The organism is Kosakonia beeri (assembly GCF_054165705.1).
Genome location: NZ_CM135106.1, coordinates 1,198,393 through 1,218,237, shown reverse-complemented (window position 1 = coordinate 1,218,237; position 19,845 = coordinate 1,198,393). Strand labels below are relative to the sequence as shown.

18 protein-coding genes are annotated in these 19,845 nt (G+C 53.6%); 8 read left to right on the top strand and 10 right to left on the bottom strand.

The genetic code is table 11. The features are described from left to right. Positions 1-25: 25 nt before the first annotated feature. The 6 genes from lepB to rpoE all read right to left on the bottom strand — a co-directional run bounded on the left by lepB (position 26) and on the right by rpoE (position 5,658). Complete coding sequence (gene lepB, locus ACUY4S_RS05995) at positions 26-1,000, bottom strand: signal peptidase I (RefSeq protein ID WP_458022243.1); 975 nt, start codon at positions 998-1,000, stop codon at positions 26-28. Between the two features lie 15 nt (positions 1,001-1,015). Further along, positions 1,016-2,815 (bottom strand): translation elongation factor 4, encoded by a 1,800-nt coding sequence (gene lepA, locus ACUY4S_RS05990; protein WP_458022244.1) that lies wholly within the window; start codon positions 2,813-2,815, stop codon positions 1,016-1,018. Between the two features lie 156 nt (positions 2,816-2,971). Continuing rightward, on the bottom strand, positions 2,972-3,451 hold the full coding sequence (gene rseC, locus ACUY4S_RS05985; RefSeq protein WP_312690755.1) for a SoxR-reducing system protein RseC: 480 nt from the start codon (positions 3,449-3,451) through the stop codon (positions 2,972-2,974). Beyond that, positions 3,448-4,401: a sigma-E factor regulatory protein RseB gene (rseB, locus tag ACUY4S_RS05980; protein WP_312690757.1), complete on the bottom strand. Its 954-nt coding sequence runs from the start codon at positions 4,399-4,401 to the stop codon at positions 3,448-3,450. The genes rseC and rseB overlap by 4 nt, the downstream gene beginning before the upstream one ends. Next, positions 4,401-5,051 (bottom strand): anti-sigma-E factor RseA, encoded by a 651-nt coding sequence (gene rseA, locus ACUY4S_RS05975; protein WP_312690759.1) that lies wholly within the window; start codon positions 5,049-5,051, stop codon positions 4,401-4,403. Before rseA ends, rseB begins: the two co-directional genes overlap by 1 nt. Before the next feature lie 31 nt (positions 5,052-5,082). Continuing rightward, positions 5,083-5,658: an RNA polymerase sigma factor RpoE gene (gene rpoE / locus ACUY4S_RS05970; RefSeq protein WP_000003307.1), complete on the bottom strand. Its 576-nt coding sequence runs from the start codon at positions 5,656-5,658 to the stop codon at positions 5,083-5,085. 422 nt (positions 5,659-6,080) lie between these two features. On the opposite strand from rpoE, the gene nadB reads away from it, so the two are divergent. After that, complete coding sequence (gene nadB, locus ACUY4S_RS05965) at positions 6,081-7,700, top strand: L-aspartate oxidase (RefSeq protein WP_312690761.1); 1,620 nt, start codon at positions 6,081-6,083, stop codon at positions 7,698-7,700. Here the strand turns inward: nadB and trmN are convergent. After that, positions 7,685-8,422, bottom strand: a complete 738-nt coding sequence (gene trmN / locus ACUY4S_RS05960) for a tRNA(1)(Val) (adenine(37)-N(6))-methyltransferase TrmN (protein WP_458022245.1) — start codon at positions 8,420-8,422, stop codon at positions 7,685-7,687. The two genes, nadB and trmN, sit on opposite strands and share 16 nt — an antisense overlap. 130 nt (positions 8,423-8,552) lie before the next feature. Between trmN and srmB the strand changes: the two genes are divergently transcribed. Beyond that, entirely contained in the window at positions 8,553-9,881 is a 1,329-nt protein-coding gene (srmB, locus tag ACUY4S_RS05955) for an ATP-dependent RNA helicase SrmB (protein WP_458022246.1), read from the top strand. Positions 9,882-9,924: 43 nt separating this feature from the next. Here srmB and grcA read toward each other — a convergent pair whose 3' ends face one another. After that, positions 9,925-10,308, bottom strand: coding sequence for an autonomous glycyl radical cofactor GrcA (gene grcA, locus ACUY4S_RS05950; RefSeq protein ID WP_312690767.1), 384 nt, complete (start codon positions 10,306-10,308; stop codon positions 9,925-9,927). 314 nt (positions 10,309-10,622) lie between these two features. Between grcA and ung the strand changes: the two genes are divergently transcribed. Then, complete coding sequence (gene ung / locus ACUY4S_RS05945) at positions 10,623-11,312, top strand: uracil-DNA glycosylase (RefSeq protein ID WP_458022247.1); 690 nt, start codon at positions 10,623-10,625, stop codon at positions 11,310-11,312. Between the two features lie 76 nt (positions 11,313-11,388). Here the strand turns inward: ung and ACUY4S_RS05940 are convergent, their stop codons facing one another. Next, a complete protein-coding gene (locus tag ACUY4S_RS05940) occupies positions 11,389-12,483 on the bottom strand; it encodes a tRNA/rRNA methyltransferase (RefSeq protein WP_312690771.1) in 1,095 nt (364 codons plus the stop codon). A 204-nt stretch (positions 12,484-12,687) separates the two neighbouring features. On the opposite strand from ACUY4S_RS05940, the gene trxC reads away from it, so the two are divergent. From trxC to ACUY4S_RS05915, 5 genes are all read left to right on the top strand, one after another. Continuing rightward, on the top strand, positions 12,688-13,107 hold the full coding sequence (trxC, locus tag ACUY4S_RS05935) for a thioredoxin TrxC (protein WP_312690773.1): 420 nt from the start codon (positions 12,688-12,690) through the stop codon (positions 13,105-13,107). Between the two features lie 69 nt (positions 13,108-13,176). Next, positions 13,177-13,875: a tRNA-uridine aminocarboxypropyltransferase gene (locus ACUY4S_RS05930; protein WP_312690775.1), complete on the top strand. Its 699-nt coding sequence runs from the start codon at positions 13,177-13,179 to the stop codon at positions 13,873-13,875. Between the two features lie 32 nt (positions 13,876-13,907). After that, on the top strand, positions 13,908-16,568 hold the full coding sequence (locus ACUY4S_RS05925) for a bifunctional acetate--CoA ligase family protein/GNAT family N-acetyltransferase (protein ID WP_458022248.1): 2,661 nt from the start codon (positions 13,908-13,910) through the stop codon (positions 16,566-16,568). Positions 16,569-16,681: 113 nt separating this feature from the next. After that, positions 16,682-18,037 carry a CDP-diacylglycerol--serine O-phosphatidyltransferase gene (gene pssA, locus ACUY4S_RS05920; RefSeq protein ID WP_312690787.1) on the top strand — a complete coding sequence of 452 codons (1,356 nt, stop codon included), beginning with the start codon at positions 16,682-16,684 and terminating at the stop codon, positions 18,035-18,037. Positions 18,038-18,081: 44 nt separating this feature from the next. Then, entirely contained in the window at positions 18,082-18,405 is a 324-nt protein-coding gene (locus ACUY4S_RS05915) for a YfiM family lipoprotein (RefSeq protein WP_312690779.1), read from the top strand. Here ACUY4S_RS05915 and ACUY4S_RS05910 read toward each other — a convergent pair. Then, positions 18,402-19,700, bottom strand: coding sequence for an MFS family transporter (locus ACUY4S_RS05910; protein ID WP_458022249.1), 1,299 nt, complete (start codon positions 19,698-19,700; stop codon positions 18,402-18,404). The two genes, ACUY4S_RS05915 and ACUY4S_RS05910, sit on opposite strands and share 4 nt — an antisense overlap. Positions 19,701-19,845 lie beyond the last annotated feature (145 nt).

The window sequence follows — 19,845 nt, the reverse complement described above, 5'->3', positions numbered from 1 at the left end:
ATCGCAATGATAGCGCCCTGGTGAATTAATGAATGCCGCCGATACGATTCAGGCGTACACCTGTCGGCCATTCACCTTCCTGTTTTTCGAAGCTCATCCAGATGGCCGTTGCGCGCCCGACCAGATTGGCTTCCGGCACAAAGCCCCAATAACGGCTGTCTGCGCTGTTATCGCGGTTGTCGCCCATCATAAAGTAGTGACCCGGCGGAACAATCCACGTCGCCAGTTGCTGGCCCTGCTGACGGTAATAAATACCGAGCTGATCCTGCGCAATTGGCACTGTCAGAATACGGTGGGTCACATCGCCCAGCGTCTCTTTACGCTCCGCCAGACGCACACCATCCGGCAACGTCTCGCCTTTTGGCATCTGGAAGAAGCCGCTGCTCGCTTCGCCACCGGAACGGCGGCCGAAAGTCTGCACAAAATCGCTGGCTTCCACATTGCTGTAAGTGATCGGCAATGCGTTGTCACATGCCTGACCCGAGCTGCAGTTCGGCTGTACCGTGACCTGCTTGCTCACCGGATCATAGCTCACTTTATCGCCCGGTAAGCCCACCACACGTTTGATGTAATCCAGACGCGGATCGTCAGGGTATTTAAACACTGCGATATCTCCACGTTTTGGGTGGCCGGTCTCGATCAACGTTTTCTGGTAGATCGGATCTTTAATGCCGTAGGCGAATTTCTCCACAAGGATAAAGTCACCAATCAGCAATGTGGGCATCATGGAACCCGAGGGGATCTGGAATGGCTCATAAATAAATGAGCGCACCACCAGCACAATCGCCAGTACCGGGAAAACAGAAGCACCGGTCTCCAGCCAGCCTGGCTTCGGACCGACTTTCTTCAGCGTTTTTTTGTCGAGAGCATCACCTGTGGCAACCTGCGCGGCGGCCTGACGTTCCCGGCGTTTTGGTGCAAAAATGAACTTATCCAGGCACCATAAAAGTCCCGTCACCAGTGTCGCGATCACCAGGATCAGGGCAAACATGTTCGCCATGCCAACTCCTTAAGATTATTTGCTCTCTTTGCCCACATGCAGAATGGCGAGGAACGCTTCCTGCGGCAGCTCGACGTTGCCGACCTGCTTCATGCGTTTCTTACCTTCCTTCTGTTTCTGCAGCAGCTTTTTCTTACGACTGACGTCACCACCGTAGCATTTCGCCAGTACGTTCTTACGCAGCTGTTTCACCGTTGAGCGGGCAATAATGTGGTTACCGATTGCCGCCTGAATCGCGATATCAAACTGCTGGCGAGGGATCAGATCTTTCATCTTCTCCACCAGCTCGCGGCCACGGTACGGCGCGTTCTCATAGTGGGTGATCAGCGCCAGCGCATCCACACGCTCACCGTTGATCAGCACGTCTACGCGCACCATGTTGGACGCCTGGAAGCGTTTAAAGTTGTAATCTAGCGAGGCATAACCACGTGAGGTCGATTTCAGACGGTCGAAGAAGTCCAGTACCACTTCCGCCATCGGAATTTCATAAGTCAGCGCAACCTGGTTACCGTGGTAAACCATGTTGGTCTGCACGCCGCGTTTTTCTACACACAACGTGATTACGTTACCCAGGTACTCCTGCGGCAACAGCATGTGACACTCCGCAATCGGCTCACGCAGCTCTTCAATGTTGTTAAGCGGCGGCAGCTTGGAAGGGCTGTCGACATACACCACTTCTTTGTTAGTCGTCTGAACTTCATAGACTACGGTCGGCGCAGTGGTGATCAGATCCAGATCGTATTCACGCTCCAGACGTTCCTGAATGATCTCCATGTGCAACAGACCCAGGAAGCCACAGCGGAAACCGAAGCCCAGCGCGGTAGAACTTTCCGGTTCGTAGAACAGGGATGCATCGTTGAGGCTCAGTTTGCCGAGCGCATCGCGGAAGTTTTCATAATCATCCGAACTCACCGGGAACAGACCGGCGTATACCTGCGGTTTCACTTTTTTAAACCCTGGCAGCGCTTTTTCCGCCGGGTTACGGGCTGCGGTCAGGGTATCCCCTACCGGCGCGCCGAGAATATCTTTGATGGCGCAGACCAGCCAGCCTACTTCGCCGCATTTCAGCTCAGTACGGTCGACCTGTTTCGGGGTAAAGATGCCAAGACGGTCAGCGTTGTAGACCTGACCGGTGCTCATGACCTTGATCTTATCGCCCTTGCGCATCGTACCGTTCTTGATACGCACCAGGGAAACGACACCCAGGTAGTTATCGAACCAGGAGTCGATAATCAGTGCCTGCAACGGGGCATCCGGATCGCCTTCCGGCGGGGGAATGTCGCGCACCAGTCGCTCCAGGACATCCGGCACGCCAACGCCAGTTTTTGCTGAGCAGCGCACGGCATCTGTCGCGTCAATCCCGACGATGTCTTCAATCTCTTCGGCCACACGCTCAGGATCGGCGGCGGGCAGATCGATTTTGTTCAGTACCGGCACCACTTCCAGATCCATCTCGATGGCGGTATAGCAGTTCGCCAGCGTCTGTGCTTCTACGCCCTGACCGGCATCGACCACCAGCAGCGCGCCTTCACAGGCGGCCAGCGAGCGGGAAACCTCATAGGAGAAGTCAACGTGACCGGGAGTATCGATAAAGTTCAGCTGGTAGGTTTCGCCGTTGTTGGCTTTGTAGTCCAGCGTAACGCTCTGCGCTTTGATGGTGATACCGCGCTCGCGCTCAAGATCCATGGAATCCAGTACCTGAGCTTCCATTTCGCGATCGGAAAGACCACCGCAAATCTGGATGATACGGTCAGACAGCGTCGACTTACCGTGGTCGATGTGAGCGATGATCGAAAAGTTACGAATATTCTTCATATAGTGAGATTTTATGCCTTACGAGTAACTAAGAGGCCTGTTCGCGCCTGACGTCAAATGTACTGAAACGCCGCATTCTACACTACAACCTTAATGCGGGGAAATGCTCATACTGGCAAGAGAAGCGCCACGGCGATGACGCTTCGTAAAGCGGGATCACGGTTGGCTTTCTGCGGAGGCATCGTCGATGCGGACAAGGTTCGGCGGCAGGCCGACGCTGATAATTACCGGCTGCCATTCCTGGCGGGAAGCCAGTTTCGGCGACAGGCCGCGCGCCAGCAGAAAGCCGCCGACACCGCCAAGCACCGCACCGCACAGTGCCGCCATATCCTGGCCGAACAACGCCTGAAAAATCGCACCCATCACAAACAGCCCGACCAGCGGTGACATATAGACCAGTACCGCCGAGCCAAGCAGACTGGCTTCGGCAATGCCCAGTTCGACTTTCTGCCCGGCCACCAGCGGTTCAGCGCAGGGGACTGCGAGCGTATGGGTCGTTTGCGGCCCCAGTTTGTTCAGCACGCGACTGCCGCAGCCGGCGCGGGAAGCGCAGCTGCTGCACGAAGCTTTAACATCGCATTCAACTAATGCTTCACCGTTTTGCCAGGAGACGACGGTCGCCCACTCTTTGATCATTGCGCGGCCTTGAATTTGAGGCTATCCGCAAGACGTTTTGCGGTTTGCGGGGGCAGTTCGCCAACGATGGTAATTTCGGCGTTATCACGAACGCTCGTCATGACCGTGCGTCGGCCGGTGCGCAGCATCTGATCGCTGCTGTTTTGGTTGGCGCGGTTAACGTTGATCGAAAAGCTAAACAAGCCGTCGGAATAGAGGCGCGACTCAACGGGAACATCGATCGTTGGCAACTGACGACGGCTGCTGGAGACTTCGCTAAACCCCTGGGGCAACCAGGTTGGCACCCAGTTAAAGTCAACGTTATCGCCCGCCGGGACGGAAAGCAGCGGCGGCAGGCTGGCTTTTGCCAGCGTTTGCATGCTATTGGCGACCTGACCGTTAACCGTGAATGCGATCACCCGAAATTGCTCCAGGGTTTCGCCATCACGATCGAGTAAATCCACGCGCATCGGCAGGTGGGTGTCAGAGTCCATCCAGACGATGTAGCTGTAACGCGTACCGTCGCGCGCCACGACGCGGATCACTTCACAGAGCCTGTCGGCAATACGCGTGCGCCCTACAGAAATAAAATCATAGTAGGGAGAAAGACGTTTGAAATCTGTATAAACCAGCGTGGGCAGAGAATCGACAATATAATTGCCGTTAAGCGTAAAGGGCTCAAGCCCCGGTTCAAAGTAGCTGATTTCATTACCGCGCTGCACAACCTCGCGGCGAGGGCCGTCCATTTGCAACATCTGCGCAAGCGGCTGATCGTTAAGGCGCGCATGGCGATAACGTAACGATTCGACACCCTGCTTGTTGATGCTGATAAAAGAGAGTTCGTAGTTGAGCGACTGGCTTGCCACATTCATTTGCTGTAACAACGCCCCGGACGAAACATCAGCCGAGGCGTTACCAGAGAAGAACAGGCCAGCAGCCACAAAAGACATGGCACACCAAAGTTGCTTCATTACTGCGATTGCGTTCCTAAAGTTTGGTTTCCCGGCACCTGCACAGCGGCTTGCTGCGTTTGCGCCTGCTCAAACTGAAGCTGTTCGGAGTGCAGACGACGTTGCAGTTCGTAATCCTGCAGCATGGCATTAATACGGCGACGCTGTTCCTGCACTTGCTGTTGCTGACCGCCACTTGCCGTTGCATCTGCAGGCACGCCCAGACTCACCGGGCTGGCTTTACCCATCATCGGCAATGTATTAAACACCGGCGCTTCGGGCTGTTGGGTGGATTCAGCCTGGCCATTATAGTGCTGAACGCCAACAATTACAGCAAGCGATACACACGCAGCAACGCCCATCTGGGTAAGCTGGCTCGCCCACGGGCGAACCTTGTGCCAGAACGGCATTTTCTGCCACTGGTGAGGAGCCGGTTGTGCTTCGGGAATCAATGGCGCCGTCGGTTGAACGGGGTCATTCTCAATCGCGGCCATGACTTGGGCTGAGATATCGAAATGGATGACATCGGCAGTATCACCGCGCATAGCATCGCGGATAAGGTGATAGCTTGCCCATGTTTGCTGCATCTGCGGATCCTGAGACAGCTCGGAGAGCAGCTCGTTATCCAGCGTTTCACCATCCATTAAAGCGGAAAGTTTTTCTTTCTGCATGCCTAATACCTTTTTCAGTATCCCGCTATCGTCAACGCCTGATAAGCGGTTGAACTTTATTATCAATAGCTTCCCGCGCACGGAAAATACGTGAACGGACTGTACCTACCGGGCAATCCATGATGGCTGCAATTTCTTCATAGCTAAGGCCATCCAACTCCCGCAACGTAATTGCCATGCGTAAATCTTCCGGGAGCGACTCAATAGTACGGAAAACTATTTGTCTCAGTTCTTCTGACAACATTAAGTTCTCAGGGTTCGAAATTTCTTTCAATGCACCGCCACTTTCGAAGTTTTCTGCTTCAATCGCATCCACATCACTGGATGGCGGCCTGCGCCCTTGGGCGACCAGGTAATTTTTTGCTGTGTTCACAGCAATTCGGTATAGCCAGGTATAAAAAGCACTATCTCCCCTGAACGAATCAAGCGCACGATAGGCCTTTATAAATGACTCTTGTACGACATCAGGCACATCGCCCGAGGGGACATAGCGGGAAACCAGACTCGCCACTTTATGCTGGTAGCGCACCACCAGTAAGTTGAACGCTTTCTGATCTCCTTTCTGAACCCTTTCAACAAGGACCTGATCCGTTAACTGCTCGCTCATCCGAGGTAAAGTCTCCCCAAAACCAATTTCCACGCGTATCCAGAAACGCCACTCCAATACTGCACTATGAGCAAGCAGCCAATTAGAGAGCAGGTTCGTGATTAAGTTCCGTTACGCCTTTGTTTTTGTGCAGCGTTCTGCAGACTTTTCATTCTCTCTCATTATAAGTCTACAAACCCTGGCCAATGTACTTTCTCAAAGAAAAGACCTTAAGATCGCCAGAGAGTATCGCAATATCGCTTTTTTTTCATCTCTAATAAGCGCTTACTAACGATCTACATCATGCTCCCGCACGTCTTGTCTCCTTACCCTGGCGGACATTTTGTGTTTAGTCTTCCATACAAAAGCCAAAAAAACCCTCATCAAATGCGCATACTGGTGCTATGCTGGCCGAACATTGTTTAGTAAATTAAACACAGATTATGAATACAACGTCAGAACTCTCTTGTGATGTACTGGTGATCGGCAGCGGTGCCGCTGGCTTATCCGTCGCATTACGCCTGGCTGCACAGCATAAGGTCATCGTATTGAGCAAAGGGCCGATCAGCGAAGGCTCAACCTTCTATGCTCAGGGTGGAATCGCCGCCGTTTTCGATGAAACCGACAGCATTGCATCCCATGTGGAAGATACGCTGATTGCCGGTGCCGGTATCGTCGAGCGTGAGGCGGCAGAGTTTGTCGCTAGCAATGCACGCCCTTGTGTGCAATGGCTTATCGAGCAGGGTGTATTGTTTGACACCGAAATGACCGCCAACGGTGAGTCGGGCTATCACCTGACCCGAGAAGGCGGCCACAGCCATCGCCGCATTCTTCACGCTGCCGATGCCACCGGTAAAGAAGTGGAAAATACGCTGGTCAGCCAAGCCATTCATCACCCGAATATCCGTGTGCTGGAACGCTGTAATGCCGTGGACCTGATCATCTCCGACAAAGTGGGCCTGCCTGGTGCGCGTCGTGTTGTTGGCGCGTGGGTGTGGAACCGCAATAAAGAGCAAGTCGAAACCTGCCAGGCGAAAGCGGTTGTGCTGGCAACCGGTGGCGCCTCAAAGGTGTACCAGTACACCACAAACCCGGATATCGCCTCCGGCGATGGAATAGCCATGGCCTGGCGCGCCGGTTGCCGGGTGGCGAATATGGAATTTAATCAGTTCCATCCCACCGCGTTATTCCACCCTCAGGCGCGTAACTTTCTGCTGACAGAAGCACTACGTGGCGAGGGAGCACACTTGAAGCGCCCGGACGGTACCCGTTTTATGCCGGACTTTGATTCCCGGGCTGAACTCGCTCCACGCGATGTGGTCGCCCGCGCCATCGACCATGAAATGAAACGCCTTGGTGTGGATTGCATGTATCTCGATATCAGCCACAAACCGGAAGCGTTTGTGCGCCACCATTTTCCCATGATCTATGAAAAGCTGCTTGGCCTTGGCCTGGACCTGACCAAAGAGCCCGTGCCGATTGTGCCTGCTGCGCACTACACCTGCGGCGGCGTAATGATTGACCAGCATGGGCAAACCGATGTTAACGGCCTCTATGCCGTTGGTGAAGTGAGTTATTCCGGGCTGCACGGCGCCAATCGAATGGCATCAAATTCGCTGCTCGAATGCCTTGTCTATGGCTGGTCGGCAGCGGAAGCTATCTCTCGCCAGATACCGGTTATCGAGGCGGCGTCGGTGCTGCCGGCATGGGACGAAAGCCGCGTTGATGACGCCGATGAGCGCGTGATCCTGCAGCATAACTGGCACGAGTTGCGACTGTTTATGTGGGATTATGTGGGCATTGTGCGCACCACCAAGCGACTGGAACGCGCGTTACGCCGAATTACACTGCTGCAACAGGAAATCGACGAGTATTACGCCAACTTCCGTGTTTCCAATAATCTGCTGGAATTGCGCAACCTGGTACAGGTGGCTGAGCTAATTGTGCGCTGCGCAATGGAGCGGAAAGAGAGCCGCGGGCTGCACTATACGCTGGACTACCCGGAAATGCTGCCAGTGTCGGGGCCGACGGTGCTCACGCCGCGCAATTACATAAACACATAAAAAGCCTGGGTCAGCGCAGTATAACTGTCGGAATAGCGCTGATCCGGTCCGCGGATCGCCAGGCGATCGGCAAAGATCTCACCCGGGCGCGGAGAGAATGCGAGCAAAACACGGTGCGGCAGTCGCCCTTCCGTTTCCATCACGTCGGTGCGTAAGCGCAGATGCCAGCCGATGCTCTGCGCTTTGCCCGTAAACGCCTCGCTGGCCTCCACCGGCAAGACAACACAGAAAAAGCCCTCTTCAGTGATAAGCGTCGCCGCAATGTCCAGCAGCGTCTGGTGATCGAGCGTGGTGGTGTAACGGGCGCGTTCACGCTCTGGCGTTGCGCATTTCACCCCCTCGTCAAAATAGGGCGGATTACTGACTATCAGATCATAACGTGCCGTATTTTCCACACTCCATTGACGAATATCAGCCTGATGCACGGTGATCCGCTCACGCCAGGGCGATGCCTGCACATTTTCCTGTGCCTGCATGGCGGCTTGCTCATCGAGTTCCACGGCATCGATAGTGACAGTTTGCGGGGTACGTTGCGCCAGCATCAGCGCCAGCAAACCGCTGCCTGTGCCAATATCCAGCACATGGCGGGCTTTGGAAACAGGCGACCAGGCGCCTAACATCACGCCATCCGTGCCGACTTTCATGGCACAGCGGTCGTGCGCGACGAAGAACGCTTTAAACGTGAAGCCATCACGGCGAAACTGAGCCTTTGGCTGGGACATCTTTACAACCTCAATACGGAAAACAGGTGTAGCATAGGTGAAAGCGAAGCGCCGGAAAAGCGATAAGCAGACAACAGATGAAGATTGCAGCCGTAACGTCTATAATCAGCGCCCCACACAGAGGTAGATCATGACTGTAACGACTTTTTCCGAACTCGAACTTGACGACAGCCTGCTGGATGCACTCCAGACTAAAGGCTTTACACGCCCGACCGCCATCCAGGCCGCCGCTATTCCGCCTGCGCTTGAAGGGCGTGATGTTCTCGGTTCCGCGCCTACCGGCACCGGCAAAACGGCGGCATATCTGCTGCCTGCGTTGCAGCACCTTCTGGACTTTCCACGTAAGAAATCCGGCCCGCCGCGTATTTTGATCCTGACCCCGACCCGCGAACTGGCGATGCAGGTTGCCGATCATGCGCGTGAACTGGCGGCTAATACCCATCTGGATATCGCTACCATCACGGGCGGCGTGGCGTATATGAACCATGCCGAAGTATTCAGCGAAAACCAGGACATCGTGGTCGCGACCACCGGCCGCCTGCTGCAATACATTAAAGAAGAAAACTTTGACTGCCGCGCAGTCGAAACGCTGATCCTCGACGAAGCCGATCGTATGGTGGACATGGGTTTTGCGCAGGATATCGAGCATATCGCAGGTGAAACGCGCTGGCGCAAACAGACCATGCTGTTTTCTGCGACGCTGGAAGGCGAGGCAATCAAAGATTTTGCCGAACGTCTGCTGGAAGATCCGGTAGAGGTGTCCGCTACGCCATCTACGCGCGAACGTAAAAAAATCCATCAATGGTATTACCGCGCTGATGATGTGGCACATAAAACAGCGCTGCTCGTGCATCTGCTGAAACAACCTGAGATGAGCCGTTCGATTGTTTTTGTGCGCAAACGCGAGCGTGTGCATGAGCTGGCGGCCTGGCTGCGCGAAGCCGGCATCAACAACTGCTATCTCGAAGGCGAAATGGTGCAGCTAAAACGCAATGAGGCCATTAAGCGTCTGACTGATGGCCGTGTGAATGTGCTGGTCGCCACTGATGTTGCTGCACGCGGCATTGATATTCCGGACGTGAGCCACGTCTTTAACTTCGACATGCCTCGTAGCGGCGATACCTATCTGCATCGTATTGGCCGTACTGGTCGTGCGGGTCGTAAAGGCACGGCGATCTCCCTCGTCGAAGCGCACGATCACTTACTGCTGGGGAAAGTAGGCCGCTATGTCGAAGAGCCGCTGAAAGCCCGTGTCATTGATGAACTGCGTCCTAAGACACGTATCCCAAGTGAAAAGCTGAAAGGCAAGCCGTCGAAAAAAGTGCTGGCAAAACGCGAAGAGAAAAAGAAAGAGAAAGATAAAGAGAAACCGCGTGTGAAACAGCGCCACCGCGATACCAAAAACATTGGTAAGCGACGCAAACCGAGTAGCAGCGAACAGCTAAAATCCGAAGAATAAAAAAAAGCCGGGAATGTCCCGGCTTTTTTATGACTGCCTGAAATTACAGGCTTTCTGTGAAAGTACGAGCAATAACGTCGCGCTGCTGTTCTGGAGTCAGAGAGTTAAAACGCACTGCATAACCCGAAACGCGGATGGTCAGTTGCGGGTATTTTTCCGGATGTTCCACGGCATCGAGCAGTGTTTCACGGCGCAGCACGTTAACATTCAGGTGCTGACCGCCTTCAACACGCACTTCCGGTTTCACTTCCATCGGAATTTCACGGTATTCAATATCGCCCAGCTTGCTGACAGCAACCACTTCATCTTCTGCATAACCGCCTTTCGCACAGACGCAACGGGCTTCGCCTTTTTCGTTATCCAGCAGCCAGAATGAATTTAACAGGTTGTCGTTTGCTGCTTTCGTAATTTGGATACCAGTAATCATGAATAGCCTCCCATGGGCGCAATATTTGATTTCGCCGGATGCATCCGGCCAATTGGTAAAACCATTGTTGTCTGATTGTTTATATACCAGCCCGCCAGCCCGCATTCTTTGATTTAAATCAACAAAAACCACACAGTAAAAGTGGTGATAGGGGAATATTCTTGTTTTATATCAAGTTACGCCACACAGGGAATCTTAAAATTTTTGTAAATTTTCAAATTTTTTTGGGTTTAATTGATTGACGGAGAAAGGGAATTTTACGCTATGGGTAGAAGCAGTTAAGCTACGGGGAACGAACTTCGCAGGAGAGCGGGATGACCACTTCATTAACATGGCATGACGTGCTGGCAGATGAAAAACAGCAGCCCTACTTTATTAATACGCTGAACACTGTCGCCGCAGAGCGCCAGTCCGGCGTAACCATCTACCCACCGCAAAAAGATGTATTTAACGCCTTTCGCTTCACTGAACTGAGTGACGTTAAGGTAGTGATCCTCGGCCAGGATCCCTATCACGGGCCAGGCCAGGCGCACGGTCTGGCCTTTTCGGTACGGCCAGGAGTGGCTATTCCGCCCTCGCTACTGAATATGTATAAAGAGCTGGAGAAATCTCAGCCGGGTTTTGTCCGCCCGGAACACGGTTACCTGGAGAGCTGGGCGCGCCAGGGAGTGTTGTTGTTAAACACGGTGCTGACCGTTCGAGCCGGTCAGGCCCACTCGCACGCCAGTCTCGGCTGGGAAACCTTCACCGACAAAGTTATCAGCCTGATTAACGAGCATCGCGAAGGCGTGGTGTTTTTACTGTGGGGATCACACGCGCAGAAGAAAGGCGCGATTATCGACGGCAAACGTCATCATGTTCTGAAAGCACCGCACCCTTCTCCCCTTTCAGCCCATCGCGGCTTTTTTGGCTGCAATCATTTTGTTCTGGCGAATCAGTGGCTGGAAAAACAGGGGGAAACGCAAATCGACTGGATGCCAACCCTGCCGGCACAAAGCGAGTAAAGCGTAATTTGGCGAATAAAGAGGAAATTGCAGGCCGGAAGAAGGTAACGCCCTGTCCGGCCTGCGGTTTGCGTTGTTACGCTTTATTCTGACGCCACCACTCGGCAAGCAACACACCGGTCGCGACAGAAACGTTGAGGCTTTCAACGTTGCCAGTACCGTCAATGGAAACGCTCAGATCCGCACGGGAAAGTGTGGCATCGGATAAACCATCGCGTTCCTGACCCAGCACCAGCACCATTTTCTTCGGCAACTCTGCTTTGAACAGCGGGGTACCATTATGGCTGGAGGTCGTGACCAACGCATATCCGGCCTGGCGGAATTCTTCCAGCGCATCCGCAAAGCTGTCACCCGTGATTGCCTGAACATGCTCCGCACCGCCTTCTGCTGTGCGAACGGCCGCGCCTGATTCAATCACTGCCGCATCCTGCAATACCACGCCTTTAACGCCGAAGTGCGCGCAGCTACGCATAATAGCGCCCAGGTTGTGCGGGTTGCCCACATCTTCCAGCGCCAGCACGCAATCTTCCGCACCTGCGCTGGCCACCCATTTCTGTACACTCTGGCCATTGCGTTTTTTAATCAGGAAGCACACACCGCCGTGATGCTCGGTACCGGATGCTTTTGCCAGTTCGGCTTCATCAACCACGTGGTACGCTTTGCGGTTTGCCGCCATCCAGCGCAGCGCTTCTTTAAAGCGCGGTGTGACGCTCTGAACAAACCAGGCGCGCACGATAGAATCCGGACGGCTGCTGAACAATGCCTGACAGGCATTTTCGCCATAAACGCGCGTCTCTTCCGCACGCTGACGGCGCAGCACTTCCGGGTCGATATAGCTTTTACCACTGATCCCGCCGTGATCCGGTTTTTCCGGCGTATCGTCACCCGGTGCGCGGGAAACGGTGCGCCACGGCGAATCACTTTGACGGCTAAAATCTTCGCGAGCCGGGCGGCTTCTCTCGTCACGCTGCGGACGACCGCTGCGATCATCACGTTGAGAGCGGTTTCTGTCATCACGGGCGGGGCGACGGCCTCCGTCTGCACGAGACGATCCCGAGCGTGCTGGTCCTTTCCCGGTGCGCGGGTTATGGCCACGTTTATCGGAATCATCATCACTGCGGACATACATCACTTTGACCTTGCCGCTTTTGTTTTTAATTTCATCGTTCATGCTTTTCTCCACCAGCGCTGCGCGAAGCGCGCAGATTACCTGATGTCCTTGCGCTTAGCCATTAATTCGTTCAAAAGCTATCGACTATTGTACTCATTGAATAAATCGCATTGTCGTTTAAAACCATCTTATTAATAATATGTAACATTGAAGAAACATACCGGTGAAAAGCCGCTTTGTACCCACGCTTCCCTGAGGTTAGTTATGAATACCGTATGTGCAAGCTGCCAGGCGTTGAATCGCCTTCCTGAAGACAGAATGAACGACGGCGCGAAATGTGGGCGCTGTGGGCACGAGCTGTTTGATGGCGATGTGATTAATGCCACCGGCGAAACGCTGGATAAACTGCTCAAAGACGATTTACCCGTGGTCGTGGATTTTTGGGCACCCTGGTGTGGCCCGTGCCGTAACTTTGCGCCTATCTTTGAAGATGTGGCGGAAGAACGCAGCGGCAAAGTGCGTTTTGTGAAAGTGAACACTGAAGCTGAGCGCGAACTGAGCGCCCGTTTCCGTATCCGCAGTATTCCAACCATTATGCTATTCAAAAAGGGTGAAGTGGTGGACATGCTAAGCGGCGCGATGCCGAAAGCACCGTTTGATAGCTGGCTCAACGAATCACTTTAATCCCGTCGGGGCGCATCTTGTGCCGCGTTTTCACCTCTGCGACAATGGCGTTTTTTCAATGCGATCCTCATGACCGACAACGCCGTTCTTCAACTCCGTGCTCAACGCCTTGCCCGCGCAACGCGCCCTTTTCTGGCGCGCGGTAACCGCATTCGCCGCTGCCAGCGCTGCCTGCTACCGCAACGGCAATGCCTGTGTGACACGCTCAAACCCTCGGTGGCTAACAGTCGTTTTTGCCTGGTGATGTTCGACACCGAACCTATGAAGCCAAGCAATACTGGTCGACTGATTGCCGATATTCTGCCGGATACGCTGGCTTTCCAGTGGTCACGTACAGCGCCGCCAAAAGCACTGATTGATCTCTGCAGCAGCGACGAATATCAACCGATGGTAGTGTTTCCGGCATCGTATGCGGGCAGTGAACGCCAGGTATTGAGCGTGCCGCCAGCGGGTAAACCACCGCTATTTATTATGCTCGACGGCACCTGGACCGAAGCGCGAAAAATGTTCCGCAAGAGTCCTTATCTGGATGCTTTACCGGTGATTTCCGTGGATTTATCGCGGGTTTCCGCCTATCGCCTGCGTGAAGCGCATGCGGAAGATCAGTACTGTACGGCCGAAGTGGCTATCGCCTTGCTGGATCTGGCGAAAGACACCGTTGCGGCACAGGCTTTAGGCTGCCATTTCACACTGTTTCGCGAACGCTATCTGGCGGGTAAACCGCATCATCCATCCGCCATCACAGCAAGCGACGCAGAAAGCGTTTAAAATCATCTGGTCACTCTTTAATGGAGGCCGGTATGAGCCAACGAGGGCTGGAAGCGTTATTACGTCCTAAATCGATCGCGGTAGTGGGCGCTTCAATGAAGCCGGATCGGGCCGGTTTTCTGATGATGCGCAATTTATTGGCGGGCGGTTTTGCCGGGCCTGTCTTACCCGTTACGCCCACATGGAAAGCGGTGCTGGGTGTACTGGCCTGGCCGGATGTGGCCAGCCTGCCTTTTACGCCGGATTTGGCGGTACTCTGCACGCACGCAAAGCGTAACCTCTCCCTGCTGGACGCCCTTGGGCAAAAAGGCTGTAAGACCTGCATTATTCTCTCGGCCACGCCGGAACAGCACGGCGAATTACTCGCCTGCGCCAGCCGCTATCAGATGCGGTTGCTCGGCCCGAACAGCCTCGGTTTGTTAGCACCGTGGCAGGGGCTCAACGCCAGTTTTTCCCCGGTACCTATCACGCGCGGCAAACTGGCGTTTATTTCTCAGTCCTCGGCCGTTTCCAATACTATTCTTGACTGGGCGCAGCAGCGGGAAATGGGGTTCTCTTATTTTATTGCGCTGGGCGACAGTCTCGATATAGACGTCGATGAACTGCTGGATTTCCTCGCCCGTGACAGTAAAACCAGTGCCATTCTGTTGTATCTGGAGCATCTCAGCGATGCCCGACGTTTTGTCTCCGCCGCGCGTAGCGCCTCGCGCAATAAACCGATTCTGGTGATCAAAAGCGGTCGTAGCCCGGAAGCGCAAAAACTGCTGCATTCACACGCTGGGATTGATCCGGCCTGGGATGCAGCCATCCAGCGCGCGGGATTGTTGCGTGTGCAGGACACGCATGAGCTTTTCTCCGCTGTTGAAACCCTCAGCCATATGCGGCCACTGCGAGGCGAGCGCCTCATGATCCTGAGCAACGGGGCCGCTCCCGCAGCGCTGGCACTTGATGAGTTATGGTCACGCAATGGCAAACTGGCCACGCTCAGCGAGGAAACCGTCGCGCAATTGCAGGCAGCACTGCCAGACTACGTCACGGTCGGTAACCCGCTGGATCTGCGCGACGACGCCAGTACGGAGCGTTACATTACCGCACTTAATATTTTGCTGGATTGCCAGGATTACGATGCATTGCTGGTGATCCATGCGCCAAGCGCCACGGCACCAGGCAGTGACAGCGCACAGGCGTTAATCGATGCCCTGAAAAAGCACCCACGCGGCAAGTATATTACGGTGCTGACTAACTGGTGCGGCGAGTTTTCGTCGCAGGATGCGCGGCGCTTATTCAGCGAGGCCGGGTTGCCAACTTACCGCACACCGGAAGGCACCATTACCGCATTTATGCATATGGTGGAATATCGCCGTAACCAGAAGCAATTGCGTGAAACCCCGGCTATATCACTCAGCCAGGCAGCCGATACCGCCGAGGCGCACAACCTGTTGCGCCAGTCCGTTGCAGAGGGCACCACTACACTGGACACGCACCAGGTCCAGCCAATTTTTCAGGCATGGGGGTTACAAACCTTACCCACCTGGGTTGCCGGAGATAGCGCTGAAGCCGTTCATATCGCCGAGCAAATTGGCTACCCGGTCGCGTTAAAACTGCGCTCCCCGGATATTCCACATAAATCTGAAGTTCAGGGCGTTATGCTCTATTTGCGTACTGCAAAAGAGGTGCAGCAAGCAGCAGATGCAATTATCGACCGTGTGAAAATGAACTGGCCACAGGCGCGTATACATGGTTTGCAGGTGCAAAGTATGGCCAATCGCGCCGGAGCCCAGGAACTGCGTGTGGTGGTAGAGCACGATCCGGTCTTTGGCCCTCTGATCATGTTGGGCGAAGGTGGCGTTGAATGGCGGGCCGAGGACCAGGCAGCAGTCGCGTTACCGCCTTTGAATATGAACCTTGCGCGCTACCTGGTGATTCAGGCCATTAAAAGTAAGAAGATCCGCGGCCGCAGTGCGCTACGCTCGCTGGATATTGCCGGTCTGAGTCAGTTTTTGGTGCAGGTATCGAACCTGATTGTCGATTGCCCGGAAATCGATCGCCTCGATATTCACCCGTTACTCGTGTCCGGCAGTGAATTTATTGCGCTGGATGTCACCATGACGATTGCGCCATATGTTGGCAATGGTGAAACACGCCTGGCGATCCGCCCTTATCCGCAGCATTTGGAAGAGCGGGTTGAGATGAAAAATGGCGAACAGTGCCTGTTCCGCCCTATTCTTCCGGAAGACGAACCTCATTTGCAGCAGTTTATTGCCCAGGTTACCAAAGAGGATCTCTATTACCGCTACTTCAGTGAGATCAACGAATTTACCCATGATGATTTAGCGAATATGACGCAGATCGACTACGATCGGGAAATGGCCTTTGTGGCAGTACGCCGCACGGGAGATAGCGAGGAGATCCTCGGCGTCACCCGCGCAATATCCGATCCTGACAATATTGATGCCGAATTCGCCGTGCTGGTGCGTTCCGATTTGAAAGGGCTGGGTCTTGGACGGCGATTGCTTGAAAAGCTTATCAGTTATACGCGAGATCACGGACTTAGACGCTTGAACGGGATTACTATGCCGAACAATCGCGGCATGGTGACACTGGCGCGAAAACTGGGGTTCGATGTCGATATTCAACTGGAGGATGGGATCGTGGGCTTATCGCTCCAACTGACAAAGACGGAAGAATCCTGAGTAAGGTACTGGAAATGTTGACCACTCTGGCAGGCCAGGTGTTATTATTGTCCGCTTATGTCGTCTGCATAGTACAGAAGACCCTTTAATAAACAGAGAAGAAACGCACTGTGATGTTGTCAAAATTTAAGCGTAATAAACATCAACAACACCTTGCCCAACTACCAAAGATTTCTCAGTCAGCGGATGATGTTGCCTTTTTCTATTCTCCCGCCGATTTCAGGGAGACGTTGCTCGCGAAGATAGCCAGCGCAACGCGCCGAATCTATATCGTCGCTCTGTATCTCGAACAGGACGATGGCGGGAAAGGAATTCTTAACGCACTGTATGAAGCAAAACGCCAGCGTCCGGAACTGGAAGTCTGCGTACTCGTCGACTGGCATCGTGCTCAGCGTGGCCGTATTGGCGCAGCGGCAACCAATACTAACGCAGACTGGTACTGTCGCCTGGCGCAGGAAAATCCAGGCATCTCAATTCCTGTTTATGGCGTGCCGGTCAATACCCGCGAAGCGTTAGGTGTGCTCCACTTTAAAGGTTTCATCATTGATGATTGTGTGCTCTACAGCGGCGCCAGCCTTAATGATGTCTACCTGCATCAGCACGATAAATACCGCTACGACCGTTACCAGTTAATCCGTAACCCGCAAATGGCGGATGTGATGCAAAACTGGGTAATGCAGAATCTGGTGCAGGGGCGTGGCGTTAATCGTCTGGACGATCCTGAGCGGCCCAAAAGTCCGGAAATTAAAAACGAAATCCGACTGTTTCGCCAGGCATTACGGGATGCGACGTACCATTTTCAGGGGGATGCGGATAATGAACAACTTTCCGTGACGCCACTGGTAGGTCTGGGGAAATCCAGCCTCCTGAACAAAACCATCTTCCACCTGATGCCGTGTACAGAACATAAACTGACTATTTGTACGCCGTACTTCAATCTTCCCGCCGTGTTGGTGCGCAACATTATTCAACTGCTACGCGAAGGCAAAAAGGTTGAAATTATCGTCGGCGACAAGACCGCAAACGACTTTTTCATTCCGGAAGATCAACCATTTAAGATCATCGGCGCACTGCCTTACCTCTATGAAATCAACCTGCGCCGTTTCCTCAGCCGTCTGCAGTACTACGTGAACACCGACCAATTAGTGGTTCGCCTGTGGAAAGATGAGGATAACAGTTATCACCTGAAAGGGATGTGGGTTGATGATGAGTGGATCCTGCTGACGGGGAATAACTTAAATCCGCGAGCCTGGCGACTCGACTTAGAAAATGCGGTGCTGATCCACGACCCGAAACACGAACTGGCTGCGCAGCGTGATAAAGAACTGGCGCTGATTCGGACGCACACCACCGTGGTGAATCACTATCGGGATTTGCAAAGCATTGCCGACTACCCGGTGAAAGTACGAAAACTGATCCGCCGGTTGCGTCGTATCCGCATCGATAAACTGATTAGCCGTATTCTGTAAACTGAAGCCCTGTCATCTGATGGGGCTTTTTTTTCAGGGATCACATGAAATACCTCTTGCCGACATGCGCACTGTTATTAACTGGCTGTAGTCATATGGCTAACGACAGCTGGAGCGGTCAGGATAAAGCACAACATTTTCTCGGCTCAGCGATGCTCTCCGCTGCGGGTAATGAAGTCGCGCAGCATCAAGGGATCAGCCGCGATCGCAGCGCAATGTATGGACTGATGTTTTCTGTCAGTCTGGGGGCTTCTAAAGAGTGGTGGGACAGCCGCCCTGCGGGTAGCGGCTGGAGCTGGAAAGATTTTGCCTGGGATGTTGCCGGCGCCACAACGGGTTATACCGTGTGGCAACTCGCCAGACATTAAAGGCGAATGCCTTTACCTTTGCGGTGTAGCATCAATGAAATGAAAAATGCTACGGCGCCCATCACTGTGACATACCAGAAAAACGCTGTTTCGAAGCCGATGGATTTCAGTGATAACGCAACATACTCCGCCGAACCGCCAAACAGGGCATTTGCCACCGCATATGACAACCCCACGCCTAAAGCACGCACCTGAGCCGGAAACATCTCAGCTTTTAAGATCCCACTGATCGAGGTATAAAAACTGGCGATCACCAGTGCGAGCATCACTAACATGAAGGCGATATAAGGAGACGTTACGCTATGCAACGCGGTAAGGATCGGCACTGTACATATCGTGGCAAGCCCGCCAAACAGCAGCATTGAGGTACGACGACCAATCCGGTCCGACAGTGCACCAAAGACAGGCTGGATGAGCATAAATACAAACAGCGCGACCGTCATGATCACGCTGGCGACATTTGCATGCATACCAGCAGTATTTACCAGATACTTCTGCATATAGGTCGTGAAAGTGTAAAACGTCAGCGATCCCCCAGCGGTAAATCCAAGAACCATCAAGAAAGCTTTGCGATTGCGCCACAATCCTTTCAATGAGCCCGCTTCTTTAAGCGCCCGGACTTCTTGCTGTGAGGTTTCATCCAGTTGCCGGCGCAGCCACAGAGCGACGATCGCGAGAGCCGCTCCAAGAGCAAATGGAATGCGCCAGCCCCAGGCGCGGAGTGCTCCATCCGTCAATACTTGCTGTAATACCACGACGACCAGCAGCGCCAGTAACTGTCCGCCAATCAGCGTGACGTACTGAAAAGAGGCATAAAAACCTTTTCGTCCTTCGACGGCGACTTCACTCATATACGTTGCGCTGGTGCCATATTCACCTCCTACCGACAATCCCTGAAACAGACGGGCCAACAGCAATAAAGCAGGCGCCCATGTACCAATCGCGTCATAGCCCGGCAAACAGGCGATGACCAGCGATCCCAGACACATCATACAGACGGAAATCAACATGGATGTTTTGCGTCCGTGCCGGTCAGCGATACGCCCGAATAACCAGCCGCCAATGGGCCGCATCAGAAAACCGGCAGCGAAAACACCGGCTGTTTGCAGTAACTGCGTGGTGGGATTTCCCGCCGGAAAAAAGATGTGAGCGAAATAGAGAGAACAGAAGGAATAAACATAAAAATCAAACCACTCGACCAGATTACCCGATGAGGCGCCAACGATGGCCCACACGCGGCGGCGGGTATCGCGACTGGTGAGAGATTCTCGTGAGGTCATGCTGCTTTCAGCCATTATGATAATACTCCTGCCAAAGCTATTAGTGAGTGTGCCCTGCTTGCATTCTTAGCCACTCATTTGCAAAATCAAAAATGTTACATATTTGTTATATAAGATTGGTGATTTTAATCAAGATTTTGCTTCGCCAGGTAAGTAATTC